This window comes from Neisseria sp. HMSC067H09, assembly GCF_001814135.1.
Lineage (GTDB): Bacteria > Pseudomonadota > Gammaproteobacteria > Burkholderiales > Neisseriaceae > Neisseria.
In genome coordinates this window covers 141,320-163,329 of the sequence record NZ_KV814894.1, presented here as the reverse complement: position 1 = coordinate 163,329, position 22,010 = coordinate 141,320, and the positions used below count along the sequence as shown (strand labels likewise).

The 22,010-nt window shown below is 50.6% G+C and carries 21 protein-coding genes; 11 read left to right on the top strand and 10 right to left on the bottom strand.

The window, feature by feature from the left end:
* Positions 1-162 precede the first annotated feature (162 nt).
* From HMPREF2954_RS04600 to HMPREF2954_RS04585, 4 genes are all read left to right on the top strand, one after another.
* On the top strand, positions 163-1,419 hold the full coding sequence (locus tag HMPREF2954_RS04600; protein ID WP_003763891.1) for a cell division protein ZipA C-terminal FtsZ-binding domain-containing protein: 1,257 nt from the start codon (positions 163-165) through the stop codon (positions 1,417-1,419).
* A 303-nt stretch (positions 1,420-1,722) separates the two neighbouring features.
* Positions 1,723-4,209 (top strand): NAD-dependent DNA ligase LigA, encoded by a 2,487-nt coding sequence (gene ligA, locus HMPREF2954_RS04595; RefSeq protein ID WP_070689021.1) that lies wholly within the window; start codon positions 1,723-1,725, stop codon positions 4,207-4,209.
* Positions 4,210-4,371: 162 nt separating this feature from the next.
* On the top strand, positions 4,372-5,643 hold the full coding sequence (locus tag HMPREF2954_RS04590; RefSeq protein WP_052673346.1) for a putative phage abortive infection protein: 1,272 nt from the start codon (positions 4,372-4,374) through the stop codon (positions 5,641-5,643).
* Between the two features lie 256 nt (positions 5,644-5,899).
* Positions 5,900-6,340: an SRPBCC family protein gene (locus HMPREF2954_RS04585; RefSeq protein ID WP_045074762.1), complete on the top strand. Its 441-nt coding sequence runs from the start codon at positions 5,900-5,902 to the stop codon at positions 6,338-6,340.
* An 84-nt stretch (positions 6,341-6,424) separates the two neighbouring features.
* On the opposite strand, the gene pheA is transcribed toward HMPREF2954_RS04585, so the two are convergent.
* Entirely contained in the window at positions 6,425-7,513 is a 1,089-nt protein-coding gene (gene pheA, locus HMPREF2954_RS04580; RefSeq protein WP_049225724.1) for a prephenate dehydratase, read from the bottom strand.
* A gap of 473 nt (positions 7,514-7,986) precedes the next feature.
* Here pheA and misR point away from each other — a divergent pair, with 473 nt between their 5' ends.
* The 7 genes from misR (at position 7,987) to rplS (ending at position 14,938) form a co-directional block, all read left to right on the top strand.
* Positions 7,987-8,664, top strand: a complete 678-nt coding sequence (misR, locus tag HMPREF2954_RS04575) for a two-component system response regulator MisR (protein ID WP_003740839.1) — start codon at positions 7,987-7,989, stop codon at positions 8,662-8,664.
* Positions 8,665-8,679: 15 nt separating this feature from the next.
* Positions 8,680-10,095: a HAMP domain-containing sensor histidine kinase gene (locus tag HMPREF2954_RS04570; RefSeq protein WP_070689020.1), complete on the top strand. Its 1,416-nt coding sequence runs from the start codon at positions 8,680-8,682 to the stop codon at positions 10,093-10,095.
* Positions 10,096-10,563: 468 nt separating this feature from the next.
* Positions 10,564-12,957 (top strand): bifunctional acetate--CoA ligase family protein/GNAT family N-acetyltransferase, encoded by a 2,394-nt coding sequence (locus tag HMPREF2954_RS04565; protein WP_045074753.1) that lies wholly within the window; start codon positions 10,564-10,566, stop codon positions 12,955-12,957.
* A 76-nt stretch (positions 12,958-13,033) separates the two neighbouring features.
* A complete protein-coding gene (gene rpsP, locus HMPREF2954_RS04560) occupies positions 13,034-13,282 on the top strand; it encodes a 30S ribosomal protein S16 (RefSeq protein ID WP_003740833.1) in 249 nt (82 codons plus the stop codon).
* Positions 13,283-13,300: 18 nt separating this feature from the next.
* Entirely contained in the window at positions 13,301-13,810 is a 510-nt protein-coding gene (gene rimM, locus HMPREF2954_RS04555) for a ribosome maturation factor RimM (RefSeq protein WP_045074750.1), read from the top strand.
* Positions 13,810-14,559 (top strand): tRNA (guanosine(37)-N1)-methyltransferase TrmD, encoded by a 750-nt coding sequence (gene trmD, locus HMPREF2954_RS04550; protein WP_003740829.1) that lies wholly within the window; start codon positions 13,810-13,812, stop codon positions 14,557-14,559. The genes rimM and trmD overlap by 1 nt, the downstream gene beginning before the upstream one ends.
* A 13-nt stretch (positions 14,560-14,572) precedes the next feature.
* A complete protein-coding gene (gene rplS, locus HMPREF2954_RS04545; RefSeq protein ID WP_003679470.1) occupies positions 14,573-14,938 on the top strand; it encodes a 50S ribosomal protein L19 in 366 nt (121 codons plus the stop codon).
* 326 nt (positions 14,939-15,264) lie between these two features.
* On the opposite strand, the gene HMPREF2954_RS04540 is transcribed toward rplS, so the two are convergent.
* The 9 genes from HMPREF2954_RS04540 to rsmA form a co-directional block, all read right to left on the bottom strand.
* On the bottom strand, positions 15,265-15,771 hold the full coding sequence (locus HMPREF2954_RS04540) for a CvpA family protein (RefSeq protein ID WP_009312743.1): 507 nt from the start codon (positions 15,769-15,771) through the stop codon (positions 15,265-15,267).
* On the bottom strand, positions 15,764-16,987 hold the full coding sequence (locus HMPREF2954_RS04535) for an SPOR domain-containing protein (protein ID WP_045074745.1): 1,224 nt from the start codon (positions 16,985-16,987) through the stop codon (positions 15,764-15,766). The genes HMPREF2954_RS04540 and HMPREF2954_RS04535 overlap by 8 nt, the downstream gene beginning before the upstream one ends.
* Positions 16,988-16,999: 12 nt before the next feature.
* A complete protein-coding gene (gene folC, locus HMPREF2954_RS04530) occupies positions 17,000-18,274 on the bottom strand; it encodes a bifunctional tetrahydrofolate synthase/dihydrofolate synthase (protein WP_045074742.1) in 1,275 nt (424 codons plus the stop codon).
* A 134-nt stretch (positions 18,275-18,408) separates the two neighbouring features.
* Positions 18,409-18,843, bottom strand: coding sequence for a protein YgfX (locus tag HMPREF2954_RS04525; protein WP_045074739.1), 435 nt, complete (start codon positions 18,841-18,843; stop codon positions 18,409-18,411).
* Between the two features lie 4 nt (positions 18,844-18,847).
* Complete coding sequence (locus HMPREF2954_RS04520) at positions 18,848-19,207, bottom strand: hypothetical protein (protein WP_003761526.1); 360 nt, start codon at positions 19,205-19,207, stop codon at positions 18,848-18,850.
* Positions 19,194-19,685 carry a MepB family protein gene (locus HMPREF2954_RS04515; protein WP_045074736.1) on the bottom strand — a complete coding sequence of 164 codons (492 nt, stop codon included), beginning with the start codon at positions 19,683-19,685 and terminating at the stop codon, positions 19,194-19,196. The genes HMPREF2954_RS04520 and HMPREF2954_RS04515 overlap by 14 nt, the downstream gene beginning before the upstream one ends.
* A gap of 95 nt (positions 19,686-19,780) precedes the next feature.
* Positions 19,781-20,509, bottom strand: a complete 729-nt coding sequence (locus HMPREF2954_RS04510) for an amino acid ABC transporter ATP-binding protein (protein ID WP_003740819.1) — start codon at positions 20,507-20,509, stop codon at positions 19,781-19,783.
* 2 nt (positions 20,510-20,511) lie between these two features.
* Entirely contained in the window at positions 20,512-21,183 is a 672-nt protein-coding gene (locus tag HMPREF2954_RS04505; protein ID WP_052673345.1) for an SEL1-like repeat protein, read from the bottom strand.
* Positions 21,184-21,200: 17 nt separating this feature from the next.
* On the bottom strand, positions 21,201-21,980 hold the full coding sequence (gene rsmA, locus HMPREF2954_RS04500; protein WP_045074733.1) for a 16S rRNA (adenine(1518)-N(6)/adenine(1519)-N(6))-dimethyltransferase RsmA: 780 nt from the start codon (positions 21,978-21,980) through the stop codon (positions 21,201-21,203).
* Positions 21,981-22,010 lie beyond the last annotated feature (30 nt).

Genomic DNA, 22,010 nt, shown 5'->3' with positions numbered 1-22,010 from the left:
AGAAAAGTTTATTTTCGTTATAATCGAGCATCCATACGGGACAATCCGTGTCCGACTCCGACGAACTTACTTGCGGCAATACGATTCCGCATACCGCCCAAAGGCAAACCCGCCTAAAGGCAACGAAGACGGAATGCCGCTCTTACAAAAAAGTGATTACCCATGATTTTCATCGTCTTAGGCTTGGCAGTCATTCTTGCCGTCATCGCCTACAATATGTACCAAGAAAACCAATACCGCAAACAGGTGCGCGAACAGTTCGGCCACTCCGACAAAGACGCGCTCCTGAACAGTAAAACCAGCCATGTGCGCGACGGCAAAGAATCCGGCGGCAAAGGCCTGTTCGTCAAAAAAGCGAACAAAGCCCAAGAAGCCGCGCTGCGCAATCTGCAAGAACAAGACGAAATCTTCGCCGCCAAAGCCAAACTCGCCAAACCTTCCGCCATCAAAACCGATGTCGAGTTGGCGATTGAAGACGACTTTACCGACGAGCCGGTACAGCATACCGTCATCGGGCTGAACAACGAAATCACCACCCAAGCCGCGAGCGACGAGCCGGTCAACCTGCCGTCCGCCGCCAACCAACCTTTGGTCAGCTTGGACGAATTGTCTCAAGTCGAATTGCCGTGGTTTGACCCGCGCTTCGACTACCTCGCCTACATCGCCCTCTCTGAAGCGCAAGAGCTGCACGCCCTGCCCCGCCTGTCCAACCGCCACCGTTTCCAAATCATCGGCTGCACCATGGACGACCGCTTCCAAGTTGCCGAACCGATTCCGAGCGTGTATTACCAAGGTTTCGTCGTCGGTCTGCAAGCAGTCAGCCGCAACGGTTTGGCAACCCAAGAAGAATTGCAACAGTTCAACCAACAGGTTGACACCTTCGCCCAACTGATGGGCGGCAAAGTCCTCCACACCGATTTGGCAGCGTTTACCGAAGTCGCGCAGGCATTGGACACCTTCTGCGCCCGCGTCGATCAAACCATCGCCATCCACTTGGTTTCACACAGCAACATCAGCGGCGTAGAACTGCGCGCTTCTGTTGAAAACCTCGGATTCGTGTTGGGCGAAGACGGCGCATTCCACTACACCGGACAAACCGGCAGCCCGATGTTTGCCATCCACAGCCTCACAGGCGACGCGTTTACCAACGCCCTGTTGGACAACCAGTCCTACAAAGGCTTCAGCATGCTGCTCGACATCCCGCACGCGCCCGCCGGCGAAAAAACCTTCGACCTCTTCATGGACTTGGCGGTACGCCTCTCCGGTCAGTTGGGCTTGGATTTGGTCAACGACAAAATGGAAGAAGTTTCTACCCAATGGCTCAAAGACATTCGCAATTACGTCTTGGCGCGTCAGGAAGAAATGCTCAAAGTCGGCATCAAACCCGGCAGCAAACAAGCCCTGCGCCTGTTCTCCTAAAATCGAATGTAATCAAAGCGGATATGTCGTTACGGCATATCCGCTTTTTTTCGGGTAAAATTCAGCTGTTTTCAACTTATCCTTTTTCAGACGACCTTTGCCCGTCCCATCATGTATAGTGGATTAAATTTAAATCAGGACAAGACCGACGAAGCCGCAGACAGTACATATAGTACGGAACCGATTCACTTGGTGCCTCAGCACCTTAGAGAATCGTTCTCTTTGAGCAAAGGCGAGGCAACGCCGTACTGGTTTAAAGTTAATCCGCTATATCAGACAAAGGTCGTCTGAAAACCTTCCTCCATGAATCCGACCGCACAACACATCCGCCACCTTACCGATCTCCTCAACCGCTACGCCTACGAATACTACACCCTCGACGCGCCCAGCGTACCCGATGCCGAATACGACAAATTATTCCGCGAACTCGAAGCGTTGGAACGAAACCATCCCGAACTCAAACTGCCTGACAGCCCGACCCAGCGCGCAGGCACAGAACCACTAACTGCTTTTGCTGAAGTACACCACGAAGTGCCGATGCTGTCACTGACTAATGCCTTCTCTCCAAGAAATGAAAATGGTGTGTTCGACCATTCAGAAATGTATGCTTTCGATGAACGTATCCGTAACAGTTTGAATGGTGAAAAACCGCAATACGTCATCGAACCCAAATTCGACGGTCTCGCCATCAGCCTGCTCTACCGCGATGGTGTATTAGCACAGGCAGCAACGCGTGGCGACGGCACGACGGGCGAAGACGTTACCCAGAACGTCAAAACCGTCGCCAACATCCCCCTTCGCCTACACGGTGACAATACCCCAAAACTCATCGAAGTTCGTGGTGAAATATTGATGTTAAAAGCCGATTTCATAACACTCAATCAACACCAAACCGAAAACGGCCAAAAAACCTTCGCCAACCCCCGCAACGCCGCAGCAGGTAGTTTGCGCCAGCTTGACTCCCGCATTACAGCTAAACGTAAACTAACCTTTTTCCCATACAGCATTGCCCAACAACAAGGTGGGAAAGAATTTACAACACATACTGAGGAAATAGACTATTTAACGACATTGGGATTTGGGCATAAAAAATTAAAAAATATTCTTAAATTAAATAAATTTAAAGATATAAATGACGTACTTAAACGTTATGAAAAAATGTACGAAGAAGAGCGCCCCTCTCTGCCCTACGAAATCGACGGTATGGTGGTCAAAGTCAACAGCTTGGCACAACAGCGTGAACTCGGCTTTATCTCCCGCGCGCCGCGCTGGGCGATTGCCCACAAATTCCCCGCCGAAGAAGCTCTGACCGTCGTTGAAGCCATCGATGTGCAAATCGGGCGCACCGGCGCCGTTACCCCCGTCGCCCGCCTACAACCCGTATTCGTCGGCGGCGTAACCGTTACCAACGCCACCCTGCACAATCAGGACGAAGTATCGCGCAAAGACGTGCGCGTCGGCGATACCGTCGTCGTGCGCCGCGCCGGAGACGTGATTCCCGAAGTCGTGCGCGTGATTTTTGAACGCCGCCCGATGCAGAAAACCGCCGTTGCCGTTTCAGACGACCTCAAACATCAGCAAGACGACCTGTTTGCCGAAACACCGTCTACCAATCAAACCCAATCTGTTCCGCTCCACAAGCCCTACCACCTGCCGACCCATTGCCCCATCTGCCGCAGCGAAATCGAACGCGAAGAAGGCGAAGCCGTCGCCCGATGCAGCGGCGGTATGCTTTGTCAGGCGCAACGCGCGCAGGGCTTAATCCACTTCGCCTCGCGCAAAGCGATGGACATCGACGGACTCGGTCAAAAACAAATCGAGCAGCTGGTCGCCCAAGACCTCGTCCGCCATTTCGCCGACCTCTACCGCCTCGACATCCCGACCTTGCAAAAAATGAAGGAAACAGCGGATAAAGCGTCGTCTGAAAACGAAAACGGCAACGCAGAAACGGTTTCAGACGACCTGTCTGAATCCAACCCCAAAAACGGCAAAAAACAGCCGACCAAGTGGGCAGAAAACATCCTTGCAGGCATAGAGGCCAGCAAAACGCCCGAACTCGCCCGCTTCCTGTTCGCGCTCGGCATCCGCCATGTCGGCGAACGCACTGCCAAAACGCTGGCACAGGCATTCGGCTCGCTGGAACACGTCCGCCGCGCCCCCGAACCCATCCTTGCCTGCCTGCCCGACATCGGCACCGTCGTCGCCCGCTCCATCGCCCACTTCTTCGCCCAAGACGCGCAGCAGGCGATGATAGACGAGCTGCTTGCCGCAGGCGTTGCCCCGCAAACCCAAGCCGTTACCATCCCGCCCGCCCGCCATGCCGAGCCGCAACGCTGGATTGCCCGCCTGCCCGGTTTCAAAATCAGCGAAAACAAAGCCCAAGCCTTGTGGGAACTCGCCGGCAAAAGCATAGAAGGCCTGCAAACCGACAAAGCCCTCCCCGCCGACTGGCAAACATGGCGCAGCGAAGCACAAAACGCCGCCCTGCTCGAAAACCTGAAAACCTTCTTCTCTCAAACGCCGTCTGAAAACCAAGAAGCAACGGTTTCAGATGACCTAAATGAAGCCGTATCGGGCAAAACCTTCGTGTTAACCGGCACGCTGCCCACCCTCAAACGCGACCAAGCCCAAGCCCTGATCGAAGCCGCAGGCGGCAAAGTTTCCGGCAGCGTGTCCAAAAAAACCGACTACGTCGTCGCCGGAGAAGCCGCAGGCAGCAAGCTGGAAAAAGCCAATGCCTTGGGTGTGGTGGTATTGAGCGAGGAAGAGCTTTTGGCGATGCTGGGCTGAATACCCGCCAAACATACCGCAGATTAAACTAGGAAATCCCTGCATCGTAGTTCCTCCATATGCGGAAACGACAGCATGGATATTGCTGATTCGAATTTATAAAATAAGGTCGTCTGAAAAATTTTCAGACGACCTTATGAATACAAAAAAGGAATAATAATCATGACAAACCAAAGTAAGCCTGGCTGGTTATTACGAGTAAAAGAGAAATTAAAATGTAACTGGTTATTATGGGCATTAGGCGGATTCGCTGTTTTATTTTTTGCTGTTGCCTTAGCATTTTATTATTTGAAATTTAATATATCACCTATGTTTTGTAATTACTCCACATGGGAAGATTTCATTAATAATTCACATACAAACTCCTTCATATTAGACAATTTCCTAGCCAAGCTTTCTAATGATCCTGCCACATGGGGAACATTCGGTGATTATCTGGGCGGTACGCTGAACCCCATCATCAGCTTCCTAGCCTTTATCGGCCTGCTCTACACCATTCATCAACAAGCGCAAGAAATGAAAGCGACGCGCGATGAATTAGAACGTACAGCTGAACAACAAAGCCGCCAATCAAAGATTTTTAATCTGCGACAGTTTGAATCGACATTTTTTTCTTTGTTGAATCAGCATAATAAAATTATTGAGAAAATAATGACACCGATAGAAGCAAAGAGAATCAAGATTATAGAAGAGTCGCGTGATATAACTAATGGGGAGTTAATAAAACATAATACTATTACAATGATGAAAAATAATTATCAACATTCTTTTACCATCAACCCAAATGACGATAGCTGTTCAAATTTCTATGAACAAAATTATTGGCGAATAAGTAACTACCATATAGCTAACGAAATACTCATAAGCCATGAATTAAGAAGATATTTTATTACATTATTCCAAATACTAAAATTTATTTCAATTAACTTATCTACAGGCGAGAATAAAATAAAAAATTTAGAAATTTTTTCCTCTGACAACCAAGAATCCAGAAAATACATTAGTAAAGAAAGTTTTAACTCAAGGGAAAAAATATATAGCAATATAGTTCGAGCTGCCATCCCTAATGAAATTCTTCAACTTCTGGCTTTAAATTGCTTAACCATGGATGAATACTCTGAAATTCAAGGATTTAAAACTTTTCATAATTTCCAAGGACTATTAAATCGATATAATTTTTTAGAACATTTAAGATTAGATGAAACAGATATTAAAAATTCAAGCGATTCAGAATTCAATATTCTATGGCTATTTCTAGCCATCAATATTAACGATATTAAGAAATCCTTCGGAAATTCAAATATTTTAGAGGGAATATGGAAACTTATAAAACAAAAATTATCTATTGAAAAAATTATTACGGAAATAGAAGGTCTCACATCCAAACTAGAAGATGAACAACAAGAACTTCAAACTAATTTACAATCTATTTGAACAGAAGATGAAGAAAAACTTAACGGAATAAACAATTCGATTACAGTATTGGAAAAAATGAAGAGTTTTTTGCAACACCCAGAAGATCAACTCAACTAAACTGTTAGTTTCTTACCCCTAAAGGTCGTCTGAAAATTTTCAGACGACCTTTATTCCATTATCAATACCAAACCACTCCGTTCAAAGTAATCATGAACTGATACCAACCGCACCACTCTTATCAATATCCCCATCTTTACCCACAACGGTCAATATCATGCAGACTTTTACCCGCAGCGTCTGGCTAGAGGCGCCGCTCGAACCGATATTCCGCTACTGCACTTCCCGACACGGATTTGCCCGTCAGTTTCCGTTTCACGTGAAATGGTTATCGGAAAAGGAATACTGGGAGCGTGGGGATATTTTGGATTTCAAATACAGAGTTTGCGGGATTTGGTTGCGGCATCGTGCCGAAATCATTTCGCTTGAGCCGAACCAATCGTTTACCGACCTGATGCTGAAAGGGATTTACCGCTCCTTCCGCCATACGCATGAATTCAGATTTTCCGGAGGGCGTACCTGCGTGACGGATACGGTGGAATTTACTTTCGGGCTGGGAAAAACGGTTGACCGGCTAATCGGATTGCCGACTTTGCGTCGGACATTTGAAAAACGCCACCGTTTATTGAAAGAGTGGGCTGCCCAATGGACTGACTGAAGATGCTACAAGTTAAAGGCGTAAAAAAGGTCGTCTGAAAACCCGTATCTCAGTTTTCAGACGACCTTCTTCATTCCTTCTACATCACAAAACGGCTGCCGGATAGGAACCGATGACTTTGACAAACGATGCGCGTTCGCTCAAGAGCCGCAGTGCGTTTTGGACTTTTTCGTCGTTTTGATGTCCTTCGATGTCGATGAAGAACAGGTATTCCCACAGCGCGGATTTGCTCGGGCGGCTTTCGAACTTGGTCATTGAAATACCCGATTCGGTAAACGGCTGCAACAGCGCGGCGACGGCGCCGGCGCGGTTGGGGGCGGAGACTGCCAGCGAGGTTTTGTCTTTGCCGCTGCTGCCTGTATCTTGATGCCCCATGACCAAGAAGCGCGTAGTGTTGTTCGGCTCGTCTTCGATACACTCGGCGACATAGTTCAAATGATAAATATCGGCTGCGGTACGCCCTGCGATGGCGGCGATACTGGGGTCGTCTGATTCTGCCACCAGCCTTGCCGCCTCTCCGTTGCTGGAAACGGCGATGCGTTCGGCGTTGGGCAGGTTGCGTCCGAGCCAGTCGTTGCATTGCGCCAGCGCTTGGGCGTGTGCGATGACTTTTGTGATGCCGCCCAATTCGTGCGTGCCTTTACGCAAGAGGTTATGATGGATGCGGACAATGACTTCGCCGCAGGCTTTCAATGCGGTTACTGCCAATAAGTCTAAGGTGCGGCCGACCGAGCCTTCGGTCGAGTTTTCAACCGGCGCGACCAAATAATCTGCCTGCCGCGTTTCAACTTGGCGGAAACACTGGTCTATGGTTTGAAATGCGGCGGTATGGGCGGCATGGCCGAAATGTTTGATGGCTGCCTGCTGGGTAAACGTTCCCTGCGGGCCGAGGTAGGCAATCGTCAGTGGACGCTCCAACGCTAAGCATTCGCTCATCACTTCGCGAAACAGCCTTGCGATGGATTCGTCAGGCAGCGGGCCTTGGTTCAAACTCTGAATCCGCCTCAATACCGCGACTTCGCGCTCGGGACGGTACACTGCGCCCGTTCCTTTCAATTCGCCGATGGCGTGCGCATGGCCTGCGCGCTCGTTCAACAGGCGCAAAATCTCGGCATCGATTTCATCGATGGCATTGCGGTGCGGCAAAAGCTGTTCGTCAATGGATAAGGACATATCGACAAGCCCCTTGGTGATTCATTCATAGATATAAGCAATCATTCTAACATCAAACAGGTCGTCTGAAAGCCTGAATACGTTTTCAGACGACCTGTTTTATAGTGGATTAACTTTAAATCAGGACAAGACGACGAAACCGCAGACAGTACAGATAGTACGGCAAGGCGAGGCAACGCCGTACTGGTTTAAAGTTAATCCACTATAGAATCCCCCGTTCTTTCTCGAACACAGCCTTTACCGGCATCATTTTGCCGTCCGTTTGACGCGTATCCGGCGTATATTTTGGAGATTTGGTACAGGGGTCGTCTGAAAATGTAAAGACAGCGTCCCTGCAATGCAAAAAAGCGCAAAAGCATAGGAAAACAAGCTATCAAAAAACTCAAAATGCGTGTTAAGATTAGCCATTACTATCCGCCGCACCCGTTTATTTCGGGTTTGCGCAGCGCATACAATCACGAAAAGGAAATCCCATGAGTCGCGTATTACTCGTAGATGACGACGCTTTGCTGACTGAATTGCTCACCGAATACCTTACCGCCGAAGGACTGAACGTCCACAGTGTTCCGGACGGCGAAGCCGGTGTACACGAAATCCTGACCGGCCAGTACGATGTCGTCGTATTAGACTCCATGATGCCGAAAATGAACGGCTTGGACGTATTGAAAAACGTCCGCTCCCAAAGCACCGTTCCCATCATCATGCTGACCGCCAAAGGCGATGACATCGACCGCATCATCGGATTGGAAATGGGTGCGGATGACTATGTTCCGAAACCTTGCACCCCGCGCGAACTGTTGGCACGCATCAACGCCATCCTGCGCCGTGCGCAACAAAGCGGCGAGCCGAACAACGCGCCAAACAGCATTTCCGTCAGCGACGTCGTCCTGTACCCTGCCAAACGTCAGGCGACCATCAAAGACACTCCGCTCGAACTGACCAGCACCGAGTTCAACCTGCTCGAAGTCCTGATGCGCCATGCCGGACAAGTCGTCAGCAAAGAAACTTTGTCCATCGAAGCGCTTGACCGCAAACTGGCAAAATTCGACCGCAGCATCGACGTCCACATCTCCAGCATCCGCCACAAACTGGGCGATGCCTCGCTGATTCAGACCGTACGGGGCTTGGGCTACCTGTTTGTTAAAAACTAAAGATAAAACAGATCAATGAAACTGTTTCAACGCATCTTCGCCACATTTTGCGCAGTCATCGTCTGCGCAATCTTTGTGGCGAGTTTTTCTTTTTGGCTGGTGCAAAATACCCTTGCCGAAAACCAATTCAACCAACGCCGCACCATCGAAACCACTTTGATGAACAGCATTCTCTCCGCCTTTAGGGCGCGCGGGGACAGCGGTGCGCGCGAAATTTTGGCGGAATGGGAAGACAGCCCCGTTTCCAATTCCGTTTACGTCATTTTGGGCGACGAGAAAAAAGACATCCTCGACCGCAACATCGACAACCACACCATCGAACGCGCCCGCGTGTTTGCCATCAATAATCCCAATTCCGATTTGGCGCACATCGAATACGACCGTTTCGGCGAAGAATACCTCTTCTTTATCAAAGGCTGGGACAGCCATCAGGCGCAACGCCTGCCCAGCCCGCTCTTTATCCCTGGTCTGCCGCTCGCCCCGATTTGGCACGAATTCATCATCCTCTCCTTCATCATCGTCGTCGGTCTGCTGATGGCGTATATCCTCGCCAGCAACATTACCAAGCCCATCAAAATCTTGGGCAGCGGTATGGACAGGGTGGCAAACGGCGAACTTGAAACCCGTATTTCGCAGCAAGTGGACGACCGCGACGACGAATTGTCCCACCTTGCCATCCAGTTCGACAAAATGGCGGAAAAACTGGAAAAACTCGTTGCCAAAGAACGCCACCTGCTGCACCACGTCTCCCACGAAATGCGCTCGCCCTTGGCGCGCATGCAGGCGATTGTCGGACTGATTCAGGCGCAGCCGCAAAAGCAGGAACAATATCTGAAAAGGCTGGAAGGCGAATTGACCCGCATGGATACCTTGGTTGGCGAATTGCTGACGCTTTCCCGTTTGGAAACATCCAATATCCCGCTGGAAAAAGAAAGCCTGAAGCTCGTCCCCTTCCTGAAGAACATCGTGGAAGACAACCAAAGCATCGCCCAGCAGAACAAACAAACCGTTACCTTTTCGGTCGAACCCAGAATCCCCGAAAATGCCACGGTCTGCGCCAACGAAGGCTATTTGTACCGCGCGTTTGACAACGTTATCCGCAACGCCATCAATTACAGCCCCGAAGGCAGCACCATCCGCGTCAATATCGGACAAGACAGCAAGCATTGGATTGTGGACGTTACCGACAACGGCCCCGGCGTGGACGAAATGCAACTGCCGCACATTTTCACCGCCTTTTACCGTGCCGACTCCAGCGCCAGCAAACCCGGTACCGGCTTAGGCCTTGCCCTGACCCAACACATCATGGAGCAGCACAACGGCAAAATCATGGCTGAAAACATCAAGCCGAATGGTTTGAAAATGCACTTTATCCTGCCCAAAAAGAAAGTGAACGGCAAAACGGAAAAGCCGCATCCTAAAAACTCTTGACCATGAATATTGCCCATCGGGGTTTGTATAGTGGATTAAATTTAAATCAGGACAAGACCGACGAAGCCGCAGACAGTACATATAGTACGGAACCGATTCACTTGGTGCCTCAGCACCTTAGAGAATCGTTCTCTTTGAGCTAAGGCGAGGCAACGCCGTACCGGTTTAAAGTTAATCCACTATAAACAAATTGTCACACCCCAAGCCTATAAAAGGTCGTCTGAAAAGAACAAACCCTTACGTTCCCACCTTTCAGACGACCTTTTATACCATTTGTCATATATAATGTAAGTGAATAATTAAATCATTTAAAGTGCGTATGTTCCGCTATACCGAGCAGCGAAACATACTATCCATTGATAACAAAACCAACGACGAACGCCCAATCCCATTCACTCATCACATACCCCTTCCCCCCCCCGAAAGGTCGTCTGAAACGCAGCGTCCACACACCGAAAAGGAGGCACCATGTCCGCCCAATCCATGTCCGGCTACTTCTTCATGCCCAACCACATCATTCTCGTGGGCGCGAGCGAACGCCCATATAGCTTGGGCGAACGCATCCTGAGCAACCTCCTGAGCGCACCGTTTCAAGGTCAAATTACACCCGTCAACCTCCGCCACCGCACGGTTGCCGGACTCACCTCCTACACCAACCTCAACAAAATCCCCGGCAGCGCCGACCTCGTCATCGCCGTAACGCCGCCCGACAGCTACGACGCCCTGTTCAAATCCTGCCGCAAAAAACAGTTCGGCCACATCATCCTCATCCAAGACTGGGAAAGCCTGTCCGACGACGAATGGCACACTGCCGAAGCAGCCATCAAAAAACACCACGGCGACGAGCTCAACATCAGCGTGTGCAGCCCCGCGGGCGTGCAGCTTCCATCGCAAAGCCTCAACATCAGTTCCCAACCCGACCATCCGGCAGGCTACACCGCCCTTCTGACCGGACACGCCTCCGTCAGCAGCGAAATCAACCTCATGCTGCAAAAAATGGGACAGGGCATTTCACGCCACATCAGCCTCAACTATCCGCTCAGTCCCACCACTTCTGCCGACTGGCTCAACCGTTTCGGCCACAACCGCCACACCAAAGTTGCCGTTATCGAGCATAACCCAGCCGAAAACCAGCGCAACCTGTTCAGCGCCATCCGCCATTTCACCCGCCACACCCCGCTTATCCTCCACGTTACCCACCGTTCGGACGACACCGAAAAAGCCGTGTTACGCTGCCTTGCTCGCCATTGCAACTTCCTCGCCACATTCAGCAGCAGCGAACTCGAAGCTGCCCTGCACGCGCGTTTATCCGATCTTCCCCCTCTGAACAGCATCGACATCCTGTCCGACACCCCTACCGAGTGGCTGGAAACCTGTGCGCCCCAAAACCTAAAACTCCAATTCCCCACCAAGCAGCCGCACATCCGCCAAGGCTACATCGGCAGCACACCCACACCCGCCCATTACCACAGCATCGCCAGCCAACACCTTCAAAATACCCATACCGAAGCCCTGCTCGCCATCGTTGCCCCGACCGACAGTCCTGACGAAAAAAATCTGACCCGCACCCTGAGCATGCTGGCGAAACACACTACCAAACCCCTGCTTGTCAGCAGCCGCTTTTCAGACGACCTCCTGCATTTCGACCGTCCCGAACAAGCCCTGCAAGCCGTATCGTTCCGCAACATTGCCGACCAACTGCAAAAAGAGCAGCTACGCATCGCCACGCCAAAAAAAGGTCGTCTGAAAACCCCGCAGGCAAGAAACATTACCAAAGCCCTCGCCTCAAAAGACCTACCCCTGCTTGCCGAAGCCCTGTGTCTGCCGGCTTATCAACACACCGTGCATAACGCCGTGCAATTCCGTTTCCAACGCCATACCGCCTATGGCGACATCCTGACTGTATGCCATCAAGGCAGAACCACCGCCGCGCTCCCGCCGTTTTCTACGCTGGACAGCGAACACATCGCCCGTTTCGCCCAACTCGACAACGCACACACCCTCAACCAGCTCCTGCACACCCTAAACACACTCAGCCAACGGCAGCAATACATCGGCGAAATCCTGCTCAACCTCAACGGCGACCAATACAGCAGCGACTTTGTCTTGCATGCTGACGAACGTCCTTCCCCGAAAAACAAACCAACCAATATAGCCACCCTCAAGCTCGAGCAGGCCGCCGCCAAAGTACAGACCGCAGCGGAATACCTGCGCAGCAAAAATCCGACTGCCGCCGAGTTCCTCCGCAACACCGGCGAAGCCGCCGCTGAACTTTTGGGCGCCAAAACCGAAAGCGAAGCCCCCATCCAAAACGTGCTCGCCCCCTACCCGACCGAGCATCCTGCCACGTTTACCCTCAAAAACGGCGAAACCGTAACCATCCGCCCCTTCGCCCCCGAAGACGCGGAAGCCAAGCAGCAATTCGTCCGCAGCCTGTCTCCGCAAGCGCGCTACACCCGCTTCATGACCCACACCAACGAATTGCCCATCCCCACCCTCGCGCGCTTCAGCAAACTCGACTACCACAGCGAAGCCGCATGGACGGCACGCAATTCAGACGACCTCATCGTCGCCGTCAGCCGCTTCAGCCGCATCAACCGCAACGAATGCGAATTCGGCATCACGCTTGCTGAAAACGTGCGCGGCAAAGGGTTAGCAGCAGAAATGATGAAGCTGATTATCCAATCGGCAACACAACAAGGCTACCGCGTCATGAGTGCCCAAATACTCAAATCCAACACCCCTATGCTTAAACTTGCTGAAAAATCAGGCTTTACCATCACCCCTTCAGAAGAAGACAACACTTTGTGCCAAGCACGCCTCAACCTGACCACTCCGCAAAACAGCAACAAAAACAAATAAAAACTTGCATGAACAACGCAAAATATCCTAAAATTAGCGGTTTCTTATCTATCCGATTTTCTCAAAAGGACTCAAAATGGTAGTTATCCGTTTGGCTCGCGGTGGTTCTAAACACCGTCCCTTCTTCCACGTAGTCGTTGCCGACTCCCACAACCGCCGCGACGGCCGCTTCATCGAGCGCGTTGGCTTCTACAACCCTGTCGCCAATGAAAAACAAGAGCGCGTACGCCTCCAAGCCGACCGCCTGAACCACTGGATCGCCCAAGGCGCACAAGTAAGCGACGCAGTTGCAAAACTGATCAAAGAACAAAAAGCTGCTGCTTAATCACCGGCTAATCTTGCTATGACCGACACTCGACAACGGGTAGCCATGGGCTACATCAAAGGCGTATTCGGCATCAAAGGCTGGCTCAAAATAGCCGCCAATACAGAATACGCCGACAGCCTCCTGGACTACCCTGAGTGGCAGTTAAGCAAAGACGGTAAAACCCTGAACGTTACACTCGAAGCCGGCAAAATCGTCAGCGGAGAGCTTCAGGTTAAATTCGAAGGCATAGATGATCGCGATCAGGCTTTTGCCCTGCGTGGCTATACCATCGAAATTCCCCGAGAAGAATTCGCCCCTACCGAGGAAGACGAATATTATTGGGCAGATTTAGTCGGCATGACCGTTGTCAACAAAGACAATATCGTGCTCGGCAAAGTCACAAACCTGATGGAAACCGGCGCCAACGATGTTTTGATGATTAATGGGGAACATGGCCAAATCCTGATCCCGTTCGTATCCAACTACATCGAGGCCGTCGATACCGAAGGCAAAACCATTACCGCCGACTGGGGCTTAGACTACTGATGTTGATACAAGCCATCACCATCTTCCCCGAAATGTTCGACAGCATTACCGAATACGGCGTAACCGGTCGCGCAAAAAAACAAAACCTTTGGCAATTCCAAGCCATCAATCCCCGCAAATTCGCCGACAACAAACTCGGCTATATTGACGACCGCCCCTTTGGCGGAGGTCCGGGAATGATTATGATGGCGCCGCCGCTGCAAGCAGCGATAGAAGAAGCCAAACAAACATCTTCAGCGCCTGCAAAAGTCATCTACCTTAGTCCGCAAGGTCAACCGCTGACCCACAAAAAAGCCGTAGAACTTGCAAAATCTCCGCATCTCATACTGCTTTGCGGACGATACGAAGGAATTGACGAACGCCTGCTGCAAAGCAGCGTAGATGAAGAAATCAGCATAGGCGACTTTGTCGTTTCCGGCGGAGAGCTACCCGCCATGATGCTGATGGATGCCGTACTCAGACTGATACCCGGCGTATTGGGCGACATACAGTCAGCCGAGCAGGATTCGTTTTCAGACGACCTATTAGACTGCCCCCATTACACCAAACCTTTAGAATTCCAAGGCATGACCGTCCCTGACGTATTGCGTTCGGGCAATCATGGCTTGATAGCCGAATGGCGGTTGAAACAATCGCTGCGGCGCACCCTGGAGCGCAGACCAGACCTGCTGGAAAAGCGCAGTTTAATCCCAAAGGAATCCCGCCTCTTAAAAGAAATCTTGCAAGAGCAACAGGAAATCCAATCATAATTTAGGAAAAACAATGAACCTGATCCAACAATTAGAGCAAGAAGAAATCGCTCGCCTGAACAAAGAAATCCCCGAATTCGCACCGGGCGACACCGTAGTCGTTTCCGTACGCGTAGTAGAGGGTTCACGCAGCCGTCTGCAAGCTTACGAAGGCGTTGTTATCGCCCGTCGTAACCGCGGCTTGAACAGCAACTTCATCGTCCGCAAAATTTCCAGCGGCGAAGGCGTTGAGCGTACCTTCCAACTCTACTCCCCTACCGTAGAAAAAATCGAAGTAAAACGCCGCGGTGACGTCCGTCGCGCCAAACTGTACTACCTGCGCGGCCTGACCGGTAAAGCTGCCCGTATTAAAGAAAAATTGCCTGCCCGTAAAGGTTAAGCAAAAGAATTGCAAAGCAAAATCCCCACTTTTCAGTGGGGATTTTTATTTTGCAATTCTTATAACGGATCTTCGCAGAAATTTGATCTAAAAAATATTGGGTTAAACTTAAATCAGAGCAAGGCAATGAGGTTGCCGACAGCAAAATGTATAAAACTATTTCACTTATTACCCTGATAACTCAATAAAAAATTATTCTTTTCAAACCAGAGTAAAGTAAAGCTGTGCAGGTGTTTAAACTTAACTCTCTATACAACAATATATCCCAATAAAAACCAGTTTCAGACGACCTTCGATGTAATTGGGGTCGTCTGAAACCGGTGGATTTACGATTCCGCCTTATCTTCCGCCTTTTCCTTCTGACCGGGCAGATAAGGCATGATGACTTCAGACAATGATTGGAAATAAGGAATGCTGTACGAGCTTTGCCAATCTTCCGTTTCCGGCAAATCGGTGTGGGCGCAGACCATGACCGCCAAAGTGACCAGCAACACGCCTTTGGCTGCACCGAACACGCCGCCCAATACTCTGTTGACGCTGCCCAAGCCCATCGATGACGCTGCGTTGGTCAGTATGGTGCGCAAAAACTGCTGTAAAAAACGCGCCAAAAAGAAAATCACGACAAACGAAATGGCAACGCCCAAGGCGCGCGGTTGAATCGATTTGAACGCCACTTCCGAAAACGGTACGGCAAATGTTTTAGCCAACAAAAAGGAAATCACCCACGCAAACAGCGAACCCGCTTCGGCAATGACGCCGCGTATCATCGACATCACGATACACGCCGCGATCACGCCGAAGGCGAGTATGTCGGCTAACGGAATATCATTCATTGGTTACCTGTCCGGCAATGCCGTGTACGCGCAGTTTGTTCAAGTCGCGTTCGGCGTCGTAGGCGTTTTTGTATGCGCCTGATTTGACACGGTAAACCTTGCCTTTATCCGTCATCACTTCAGTAATGGTTGAGTCGATACCTGCCGCTTTCATTTTGCGTTGCAGGCTCAAGGCGCGTTCTTTTTCAGCATAACCTGCCTGAATGGCGGCTTTTTTACCTGATTTGACTTCGGCGGTTTTGGTTTTTGCCTTTTCAGACGACCTTTCGGCAGTAGCGGTTTTCTCTGCCTTGGCGGTCTGCTCGGCTTTGGCTTTGGCAACTTTCGCTTCGGCTTCCCTTACCGCGGAAGCTTTTTTGCCGGCCGTTTCGATTTTTTCGTATTTGGAAGCATCTACCCGAATTCTTTCTTTAGGTTCGGATGCGGATGCTGTGACGGCTTCTTTGGCTTTTTCCGCTGCCGCTTTGTGTTTTGCCGCCGCTTCTTCTTTGGCTTTTAATGCCTTACGTTCGACAACGGCTTTCTCGGCTTTTTCCAACTGTGCCAGCTTGTTGCGTTCGGCTGCGGCGGCACGCTCGGCCTTCTCGGCTTTTGCAGCTTGAAGCGCACGTTTACGCGCTGCGGCATTGGCTTCGCGTTCTGCTGCTTCTTGGGCTTGAAGCTGCTGCGCTTTACGCTGCTCTTCACGGTTACGGCGGCGCTCTTCCGCGCGTCGCTCGGCTGCTTCGCGTTTGGCGGCTTCGGCTTTTTGGATTTTCTCAGACTCTTCCAAACCTTTGATGTCGCTGTCTGACAAGGTATCGTTAATCAACACCAAAGGCGGGCCTACATCTTCGGGCGCGGCTGGTGGCGCATCAGGTTGCGGCTCGGCTTGCGCAGTTTGCTCCGGCGCAGTGGTTTCCTGCGGTTTGTCCGCTACTTCGGCATCGGCATTTTTGGCCGCTTCCGCCGCTGCTTCCAAATCTTCTTTGGTAGAGGGTTCCAACACGGTCGCATCCGCCAGGTTGGCAGGTTCTGCGTTGGCATTATTCTGTTGGATGGTTGTAGTTTGGGCGTTTTCTTCTTCTGGCTTGTTTTCCGGTCCGGTTGACAGGGCGACGCCCAATAAAACGGTCGATGCCGCCACCAACCCCGATGCCATAACCAAGCGGCGGCGGTTGCGGCGTTTGAGCTGTTCGTAACCGGTCAGAACTTCATTTTGCTTATTGTCAGACATGGAGATTTCCTTTTACAACGCCGCCATCACGTCGGCAACGGTATGAAATGAGCCGAAAACAACGATTCTATCATTTTCGCCCGCCTTAGCCAAAGCTGCGCGGTACGCCTCGCGAACGGAGGTAAAAGTTTGTATATTTTCGATATTTTGTGCTTCCAGTTTCGCCTGCAAGGCTTCCGCGGTCATACCGCGAGGCACGTCCAAAGGCGCGATATACCACTCGTCAAACTGGTCTTTAACGATTTCCAACACGCCGTCTATGTCTTTGTCGGACAGCATGCTGAACACGGCGGTGCGTTTTTGCGCAAACGCCAAATTAATCAGGCTGCGGCGTAAGGCGCGGGCGGCGTGGGGGTTGTGTCCGACATCCAAAACGGTCAGCGGACGGCCGGGCAGAACTTGGAAGCGTCCGGGGTTTTCAACCAGCAGCAAACCGCGCTTGATGGCGCCGATGTCCACCGGCAATTTTTCGTTCAAACATTCCAACACGGTCAACGCGCAGGCTGCGTTGGAAAGCTGGTATGCGCCGCGCAATGCGGGGAACGGCAGGGAATTGCGGTTGCGCGCGGGGTCGTCTGAATGCTGCGGATGGAAGCGGTAGTTCCATTGGATGTTTTCCAATGAGGCGAAATCGAAATCGCGCTGCACCATCAACAGTTTCGCGCCTATGGCTTCGGCGTGTGCGACCAACGATTCGGGTGCGGGGTTTTGCCCGCAGATTGCGGGTTTGCCGCTGCGGAACACGCCTGCTTTTTCAAAGCCGACCTGCTCGACCGTATCGCCCAAAAACGCCTGATGGTCCAAATCCACGCTGGTAACCACCGCGCAATCGCAGTCGAACACATTGACCGCGTCCAAACGTCCGCCCAAGCCGACTTCCAATATCATCACATCGACTTGTTCGCGTATGAAGATATCGACCGCCGCCAAGGCATTGAATTCAAAATAAGTCAGCGATATTTCGCCGCGCGCCGCTTCGATGCGCTCGAAGGAAGCGGTGATGAGGTCGTCTGAAACCGGCTCGGCGTTGACGGCGATGCGTTCGTTGTAACGCAATAAATGCGGGCTGGTCAGCGTACCGACTTTGAAGCCTGCCTGTTTGTAAATCTGCGTCAGGTAGGCGCAGACCGAACCTTTCCCGTTTGTTCCCGCAACAACGACGACAGGGCATTGCGGCTCGAGCTTCATGCGTTTTTTCACTTCGCCCGTGCGTTCCAAGCCCATGTCGATTAAGCCGCCGCTGTGGGCGGTTTCCAAATGCGAGAGCCAGTCTTGTAATGTTTTCATGTGTGTTTCGTTTTTCAAAAGGTCGTCTGAAACCGTCGCTTCGGAATAATGGGGACGGTTACTGCTGCTTGTGTGGACTATTTTTATATTGGGTTTAATTTGACAAGGACAAGGCGGAAAACCGCTTTACCGAATTAAAGCGGATGCCCGGCATCCTGAACCTGACACCAGCGCGCCCAAACTTTCAGACGACGGTAAGATTCCTTATCCGCCATATCGGGCGTGACGCATTGCCGTATCGTTTTGCCGTCGGCGTTCCACTGCAAAAACAAAGCGTAAGGGGTCAGCATGGTCGCACCGTCCAACACTGCGCCCTGCCCTTCTCCGTCTCCGCAAAATACACAAGCGCGCGCATGGCGGTCGATGGCGATTTTCTTTACCGCACCCGCCGTCCGCAAATTCACTACGCGCCAAGCGTGGACAAAACTGCCCGCCAACGCCGCCAGCCCGAACCACATCATCCAGCCGTAAAACCATATCAGGCATACGGCCACTGCGGACAAATGCAACAAAACGGACAAGACTTTTAAAGAACGGGACGGCTTCAAGGTCGTCTGAAAAGCGCGCATCACCCTACATCATATTGTCAAACACAGGCGTAATGCTCAATTCCGCCTCTTCCATGTCCAAAACCATATCGTGGATTTCGGTATCGAAAAATTCCCAAAACGCCTTCAGGCTCATGTCTTGCGGCCACTTGCTTTTATCGATGTCCCAGCCTGCCAACTCCGCCTCGAAAATCTGTTGGTAGCGTTCGTCAAAATAGGCAATCACGGCTTCCGGCTCGTCAAACTGCGGCACGAGGAATACGGAGCAGTTGGCACGGATTTGCTCGATGGTCAGGTCAGGCATATTTTCATCGGCGGATTTCAGCCATTCCAAAAAACGGGCGGTCGGCTTAAGCACGACGGCGGTACGGTCAACAAAATACATGGTTTTCCTTTGCTACGGCAAAATCGGAGATAGTCTCTTTACCGTCTATATCTATTCTAAAATAATCCATTTGCCATCTTTGTGTTTTCTGGGCTGTTTTATTTAAATTTGTGCACCAGGGTGGATAAAATCGCATGGACATCTTTCCTTTACAATCCTTTGTAGAGAGAATTTTTTTACTGATAGCCACCTCTTTGGGAATTATAAATAAACCGCAATGACAGCCGTCTATCACGACAATAATCAGTTCATCGCCCAAGTCCTCATCGGTATAAGGGATATTTTTGTTCTCTTGGTCTTTTTTCCAAAAGACTGTAAAGTAGCCTTCTTTTTTGGGTGTTTTCTTTGCCAAACGACATCTTTTATATTTTTGATCATACTTTGTCTTAATCAAAATGCTTTCATAGTCTTCATTCCATTTTTCCTTTATCAGATCAAAGTCACCATAATACCTATGAAGAATGTCTGTCATTTTCATTGTTTTATTGTCTTGTCTTTAGAGATGTCAGTTGCATTCACCAAAGGTCGTCTGAAAGCCCAAATCTGTCTTTCAGACGACCTTTTGGCAAACTGTTAATGCGTCATTACTTGCTGCAAGAACTGTTTGGCGCGTTCGTGTTTCGGATTGGTAAAAAACTCTTCAGGCGTTTCGTTTTCCAAAATCTGCCCTTTATCCACGAAAATAATGCGGTCTGCCACTTCGCGCGCAAAGCCCATTTCATGCGTAACACACATCATGGTCATGCCGCTTTCCGCCAAGTCCTGCATCACTTTCAACACCTCGCCGACCATTTCCGGGTCGAGCGCGGAAGTCGGTTCGTCAAACAGCATCACGCGTGGCTCCATCGCTAACCCGCGCGCAATCGCCACGCGCTGCTGCTGACCGCCGGAAAGCTGGCTGGGGAAAGCGTCTTTTTTATGCGCCAAACCCACGCGTTCCAACAGCTCCATCGCCTTTTCCTCAGCCTGTTCGCGGCTTTGTTTTTTCACCTTCATCGGCGACAGGATGATGTTTTCCAATACGGTCAGATGCGGATACAGATTGAAGCCTTGAAACACAAAACCCACTTCCTCACGCACCTTGTTCAAATCCGTTTGCGGATCGGCAACATTGATACCATCCACCCAAATCTCGCCGCTCTCAATGCTTTCAAGCTGGTTGACGGTACGGATGAGCGTCGATTTGCCGCTGCCCGAAGGTCCGCAAACCACCACCACTTCACCCTGCTTCACTTCCAGATTGACGCCGTTGATGACGTGCAGGTCTTTGAAATGTTTATGTACATTTTTGAATTTAATCATGTTTATTTTACATTCTCTAAAATTGACCAGATTTTGGCTGGTTTATCTTCGATACGTTTAACATAGCCATCTATTTTTTTCGCATTGTGTTCATAGTAAATACCGCTGCACAATACATCCATTGCATCCTTATTCAGATCACCATAACGATTATTGGTATATACCGACAAAATACAGGCTTTCAAAGGATGGAAAGGCACGCCATATTCCCGCGCAGCATCCTGATTTCCAAATAGCCATGCGGTTTTCACCAGAGCTGAAAAATTTCCCAACGTCCCCGCTTTAAACAATTTTTCCTTGATTAACGGATAATTTTTCCGTTTCTGCCTTTCCAGCTTGGCGACTTCATCCATCAATTTTTGCGAACCGTTAGGTGCAAGTTCGTCTTCCAAAGCCTTTCTATCATATTCGGCATCAATATCATGGAGTAAATCCTGTGCCTGACCATTGCCGTTTTTTGCAGCTTTCTTGAGCCAATAGTAAAACTCACTCTTCTTGAGATTCACAGGGTCAGTGGTCATTTCCAACTGCTCTGCCAGCATATATTGTGCATCTGCATCACCAGCCTTTGCCTTCCTCAGCAAATCACCTTTCTTCCCACCGATACCGCCTGAGGCAAACACCGTACCTGCAATGAATATGACTACCCCGCCCCAAAGATATTTTTTAAGCATTCCATCCCCTCATTTTTTCAGACGACCTTACGGACGAGATAATTGCTCAGTTCCACATATTTCTCCGGCGCGATATGTTCGGCGCGGTCTTGCGGGCTGATGCCGACTGCCTGCAAATCCTCGTCACAGGCAAGCTCTTTCAGATTGTTGCGTATGGTTTTGCGGCGTTGGTGGAAGGCGAGTTTCACCAGTTTGGCGAAATGCTCGAAATCGTCCGCCTTGCCGATGCGGTGTTTCACCGGAATCATGCGCACCACCGCCGAATCCACTTTCGGCGCTGGGTCGAACGATTCGGGCGGCACGTCAATCAGCAGTTCCATATCGAAAAAATATTGCAGCATCACGCCCAAGCGGCCGTAGTCGTTGCTTTTCGGCTCGGCAACCATGCGTTCGACCACTTCTTTTTGCAGCATAAAGTGCATATCGATGACATCGTCCGCCACTTCCGCCAGCTTGAACAAAAGCGGCGTGGAAATGTTGTACGGCAGATTGCCGACGATTTTCTTTTTGCCCGCGATGCTGTTGAAATCAAACTGCAATACATCGCCTTCATGAATCACGAGCTTATCCGCAAACGGCAGCGTTTTCAGACGACGTACGATGTCGCGGTCGATTTCGATAACGTGCAGGCAGTTCAGTTTCTTCGCCAAAGGCTCGGTAATCGCCGCCAAGCCCGGCCCGATCTCAATCACCACATCATCCGCCTGCGGACGCACTGCGTTGACAATATCGGCAATAATGCGCGTGTCCTGCAAAAAATTCTGCCCGAAGCGTTTCCGGGCCTTATGTTCTTTCATCGCGTCTCTTCAAACTGTCGATCATTATAG

Bases quoted from the DNA above. Each gene is read 5' to 3' on its own strand.
- folC (WP_045074742.1), bottom strand. From the start codon at position 18,274: ATGAAAACATTACAAGACTGGCTCTCGCATTTGGAAACCGCCCACAGC.
- rsmA (WP_045074733.1), bottom strand. From the start codon at position 21,980: ATGAAAGAACATAAGGCCCGGAAACGCTTCGGGCAGAATTTTTTGCAG.
- HMPREF2954_RS04505 (WP_052673345.1), bottom strand. From the start codon at position 21,183: ATGCTTAAAAAATATCTTTGGGGCGGGGTAGTCATATTCATTGCAGGT.
- rpsP (WP_003740833.1), top strand. From the start codon at position 13,034: ATGGTAGTTATCCGTTTGGCTCGCGGTGGTTCTAAACACCGTCCCTTC.
- HMPREF2954_RS04590 (WP_052673346.1), top strand. From the start codon at position 4,372: ATGACAAACCAAAGTAAGCCTGGCTGGTTATTACGAGTAAAAGAGAAA.
- pheA (WP_049225724.1), bottom strand. From the start codon at position 7,513: ATGTCCTTATCCATTGACGAACAGCTTTTGCCGCACCGCAATGCCATC.
- HMPREF2954_RS04565 (WP_045074753.1), top strand. From the start codon at position 10,564: ATGTCCGCCCAATCCATGTCCGGCTACTTCTTCATGCCCAACCACATC.
- ligA (WP_070689021.1), top strand. From the start codon at position 1,723: ATGAATCCGACCGCACAACACATCCGCCACCTTACCGATCTCCTCAAC.
- misR (WP_003740839.1), top strand. From the start codon at position 7,987: ATGAGTCGCGTATTACTCGTAGATGACGACGCTTTGCTGACTGAATTG.
- HMPREF2954_RS04520 (WP_003761526.1), bottom strand. From the start codon at position 19,207: ATGTATTTTGTTGACCGTACCGCCGTCGTGCTTAAGCCGACCGCCCGT.
- HMPREF2954_RS04525 (WP_045074739.1), bottom strand. From the start codon at position 18,843: ATGCGCGCTTTTCAGACGACCTTGAAGCCGTCCCGTTCTTTAAAAGTC.
- HMPREF2954_RS04585 (WP_045074762.1), top strand. From the start codon at position 5,900: ATGCAGACTTTTACCCGCAGCGTCTGGCTAGAGGCGCCGCTCGAACCG.
- HMPREF2954_RS04540 (WP_009312743.1), bottom strand. From the start codon at position 15,771: ATGAATGATATTCCGTTAGCCGACATACTCGCCTTCGGCGTGATCGCG.
- trmD (WP_003740829.1), top strand. From the start codon at position 13,810: ATGTTGATACAAGCCATCACCATCTTCCCCGAAATGTTCGACAGCATT.
- HMPREF2954_RS04600 (WP_003763891.1), top strand. From the start codon at position 163: ATGATTTTCATCGTCTTAGGCTTGGCAGTCATTCTTGCCGTCATCGCC.
- rplS (WP_003679470.1), top strand. From the start codon at position 14,573: ATGAACCTGATCCAACAATTAGAGCAAGAAGAAATCGCTCGCCTGAAC.
- HMPREF2954_RS04570 (WP_070689020.1), top strand. From the start codon at position 8,680: ATGAAACTGTTTCAACGCATCTTCGCCACATTTTGCGCAGTCATCGTC.
- HMPREF2954_RS04510 (WP_003740819.1), bottom strand. From the start codon at position 20,509: ATGATTAAATTCAAAAATGTACATAAACATTTCAAAGACCTGCACGTC.
- HMPREF2954_RS04515 (WP_045074736.1), bottom strand. From the start codon at position 19,685: ATGAAAATGACAGACATTCTTCATAGGTATTATGGTGACTTTGATCTG.
- HMPREF2954_RS04535 (WP_045074745.1), bottom strand. From the start codon at position 16,987: ATGTCTGACAATAAGCAAAATGAAGTTCTGACCGGTTACGAACAGCTC.
- rimM (WP_045074750.1), top strand. From the start codon at position 13,301: ATGACCGACACTCGACAACGGGTAGCCATGGGCTACATCAAAGGCGTA.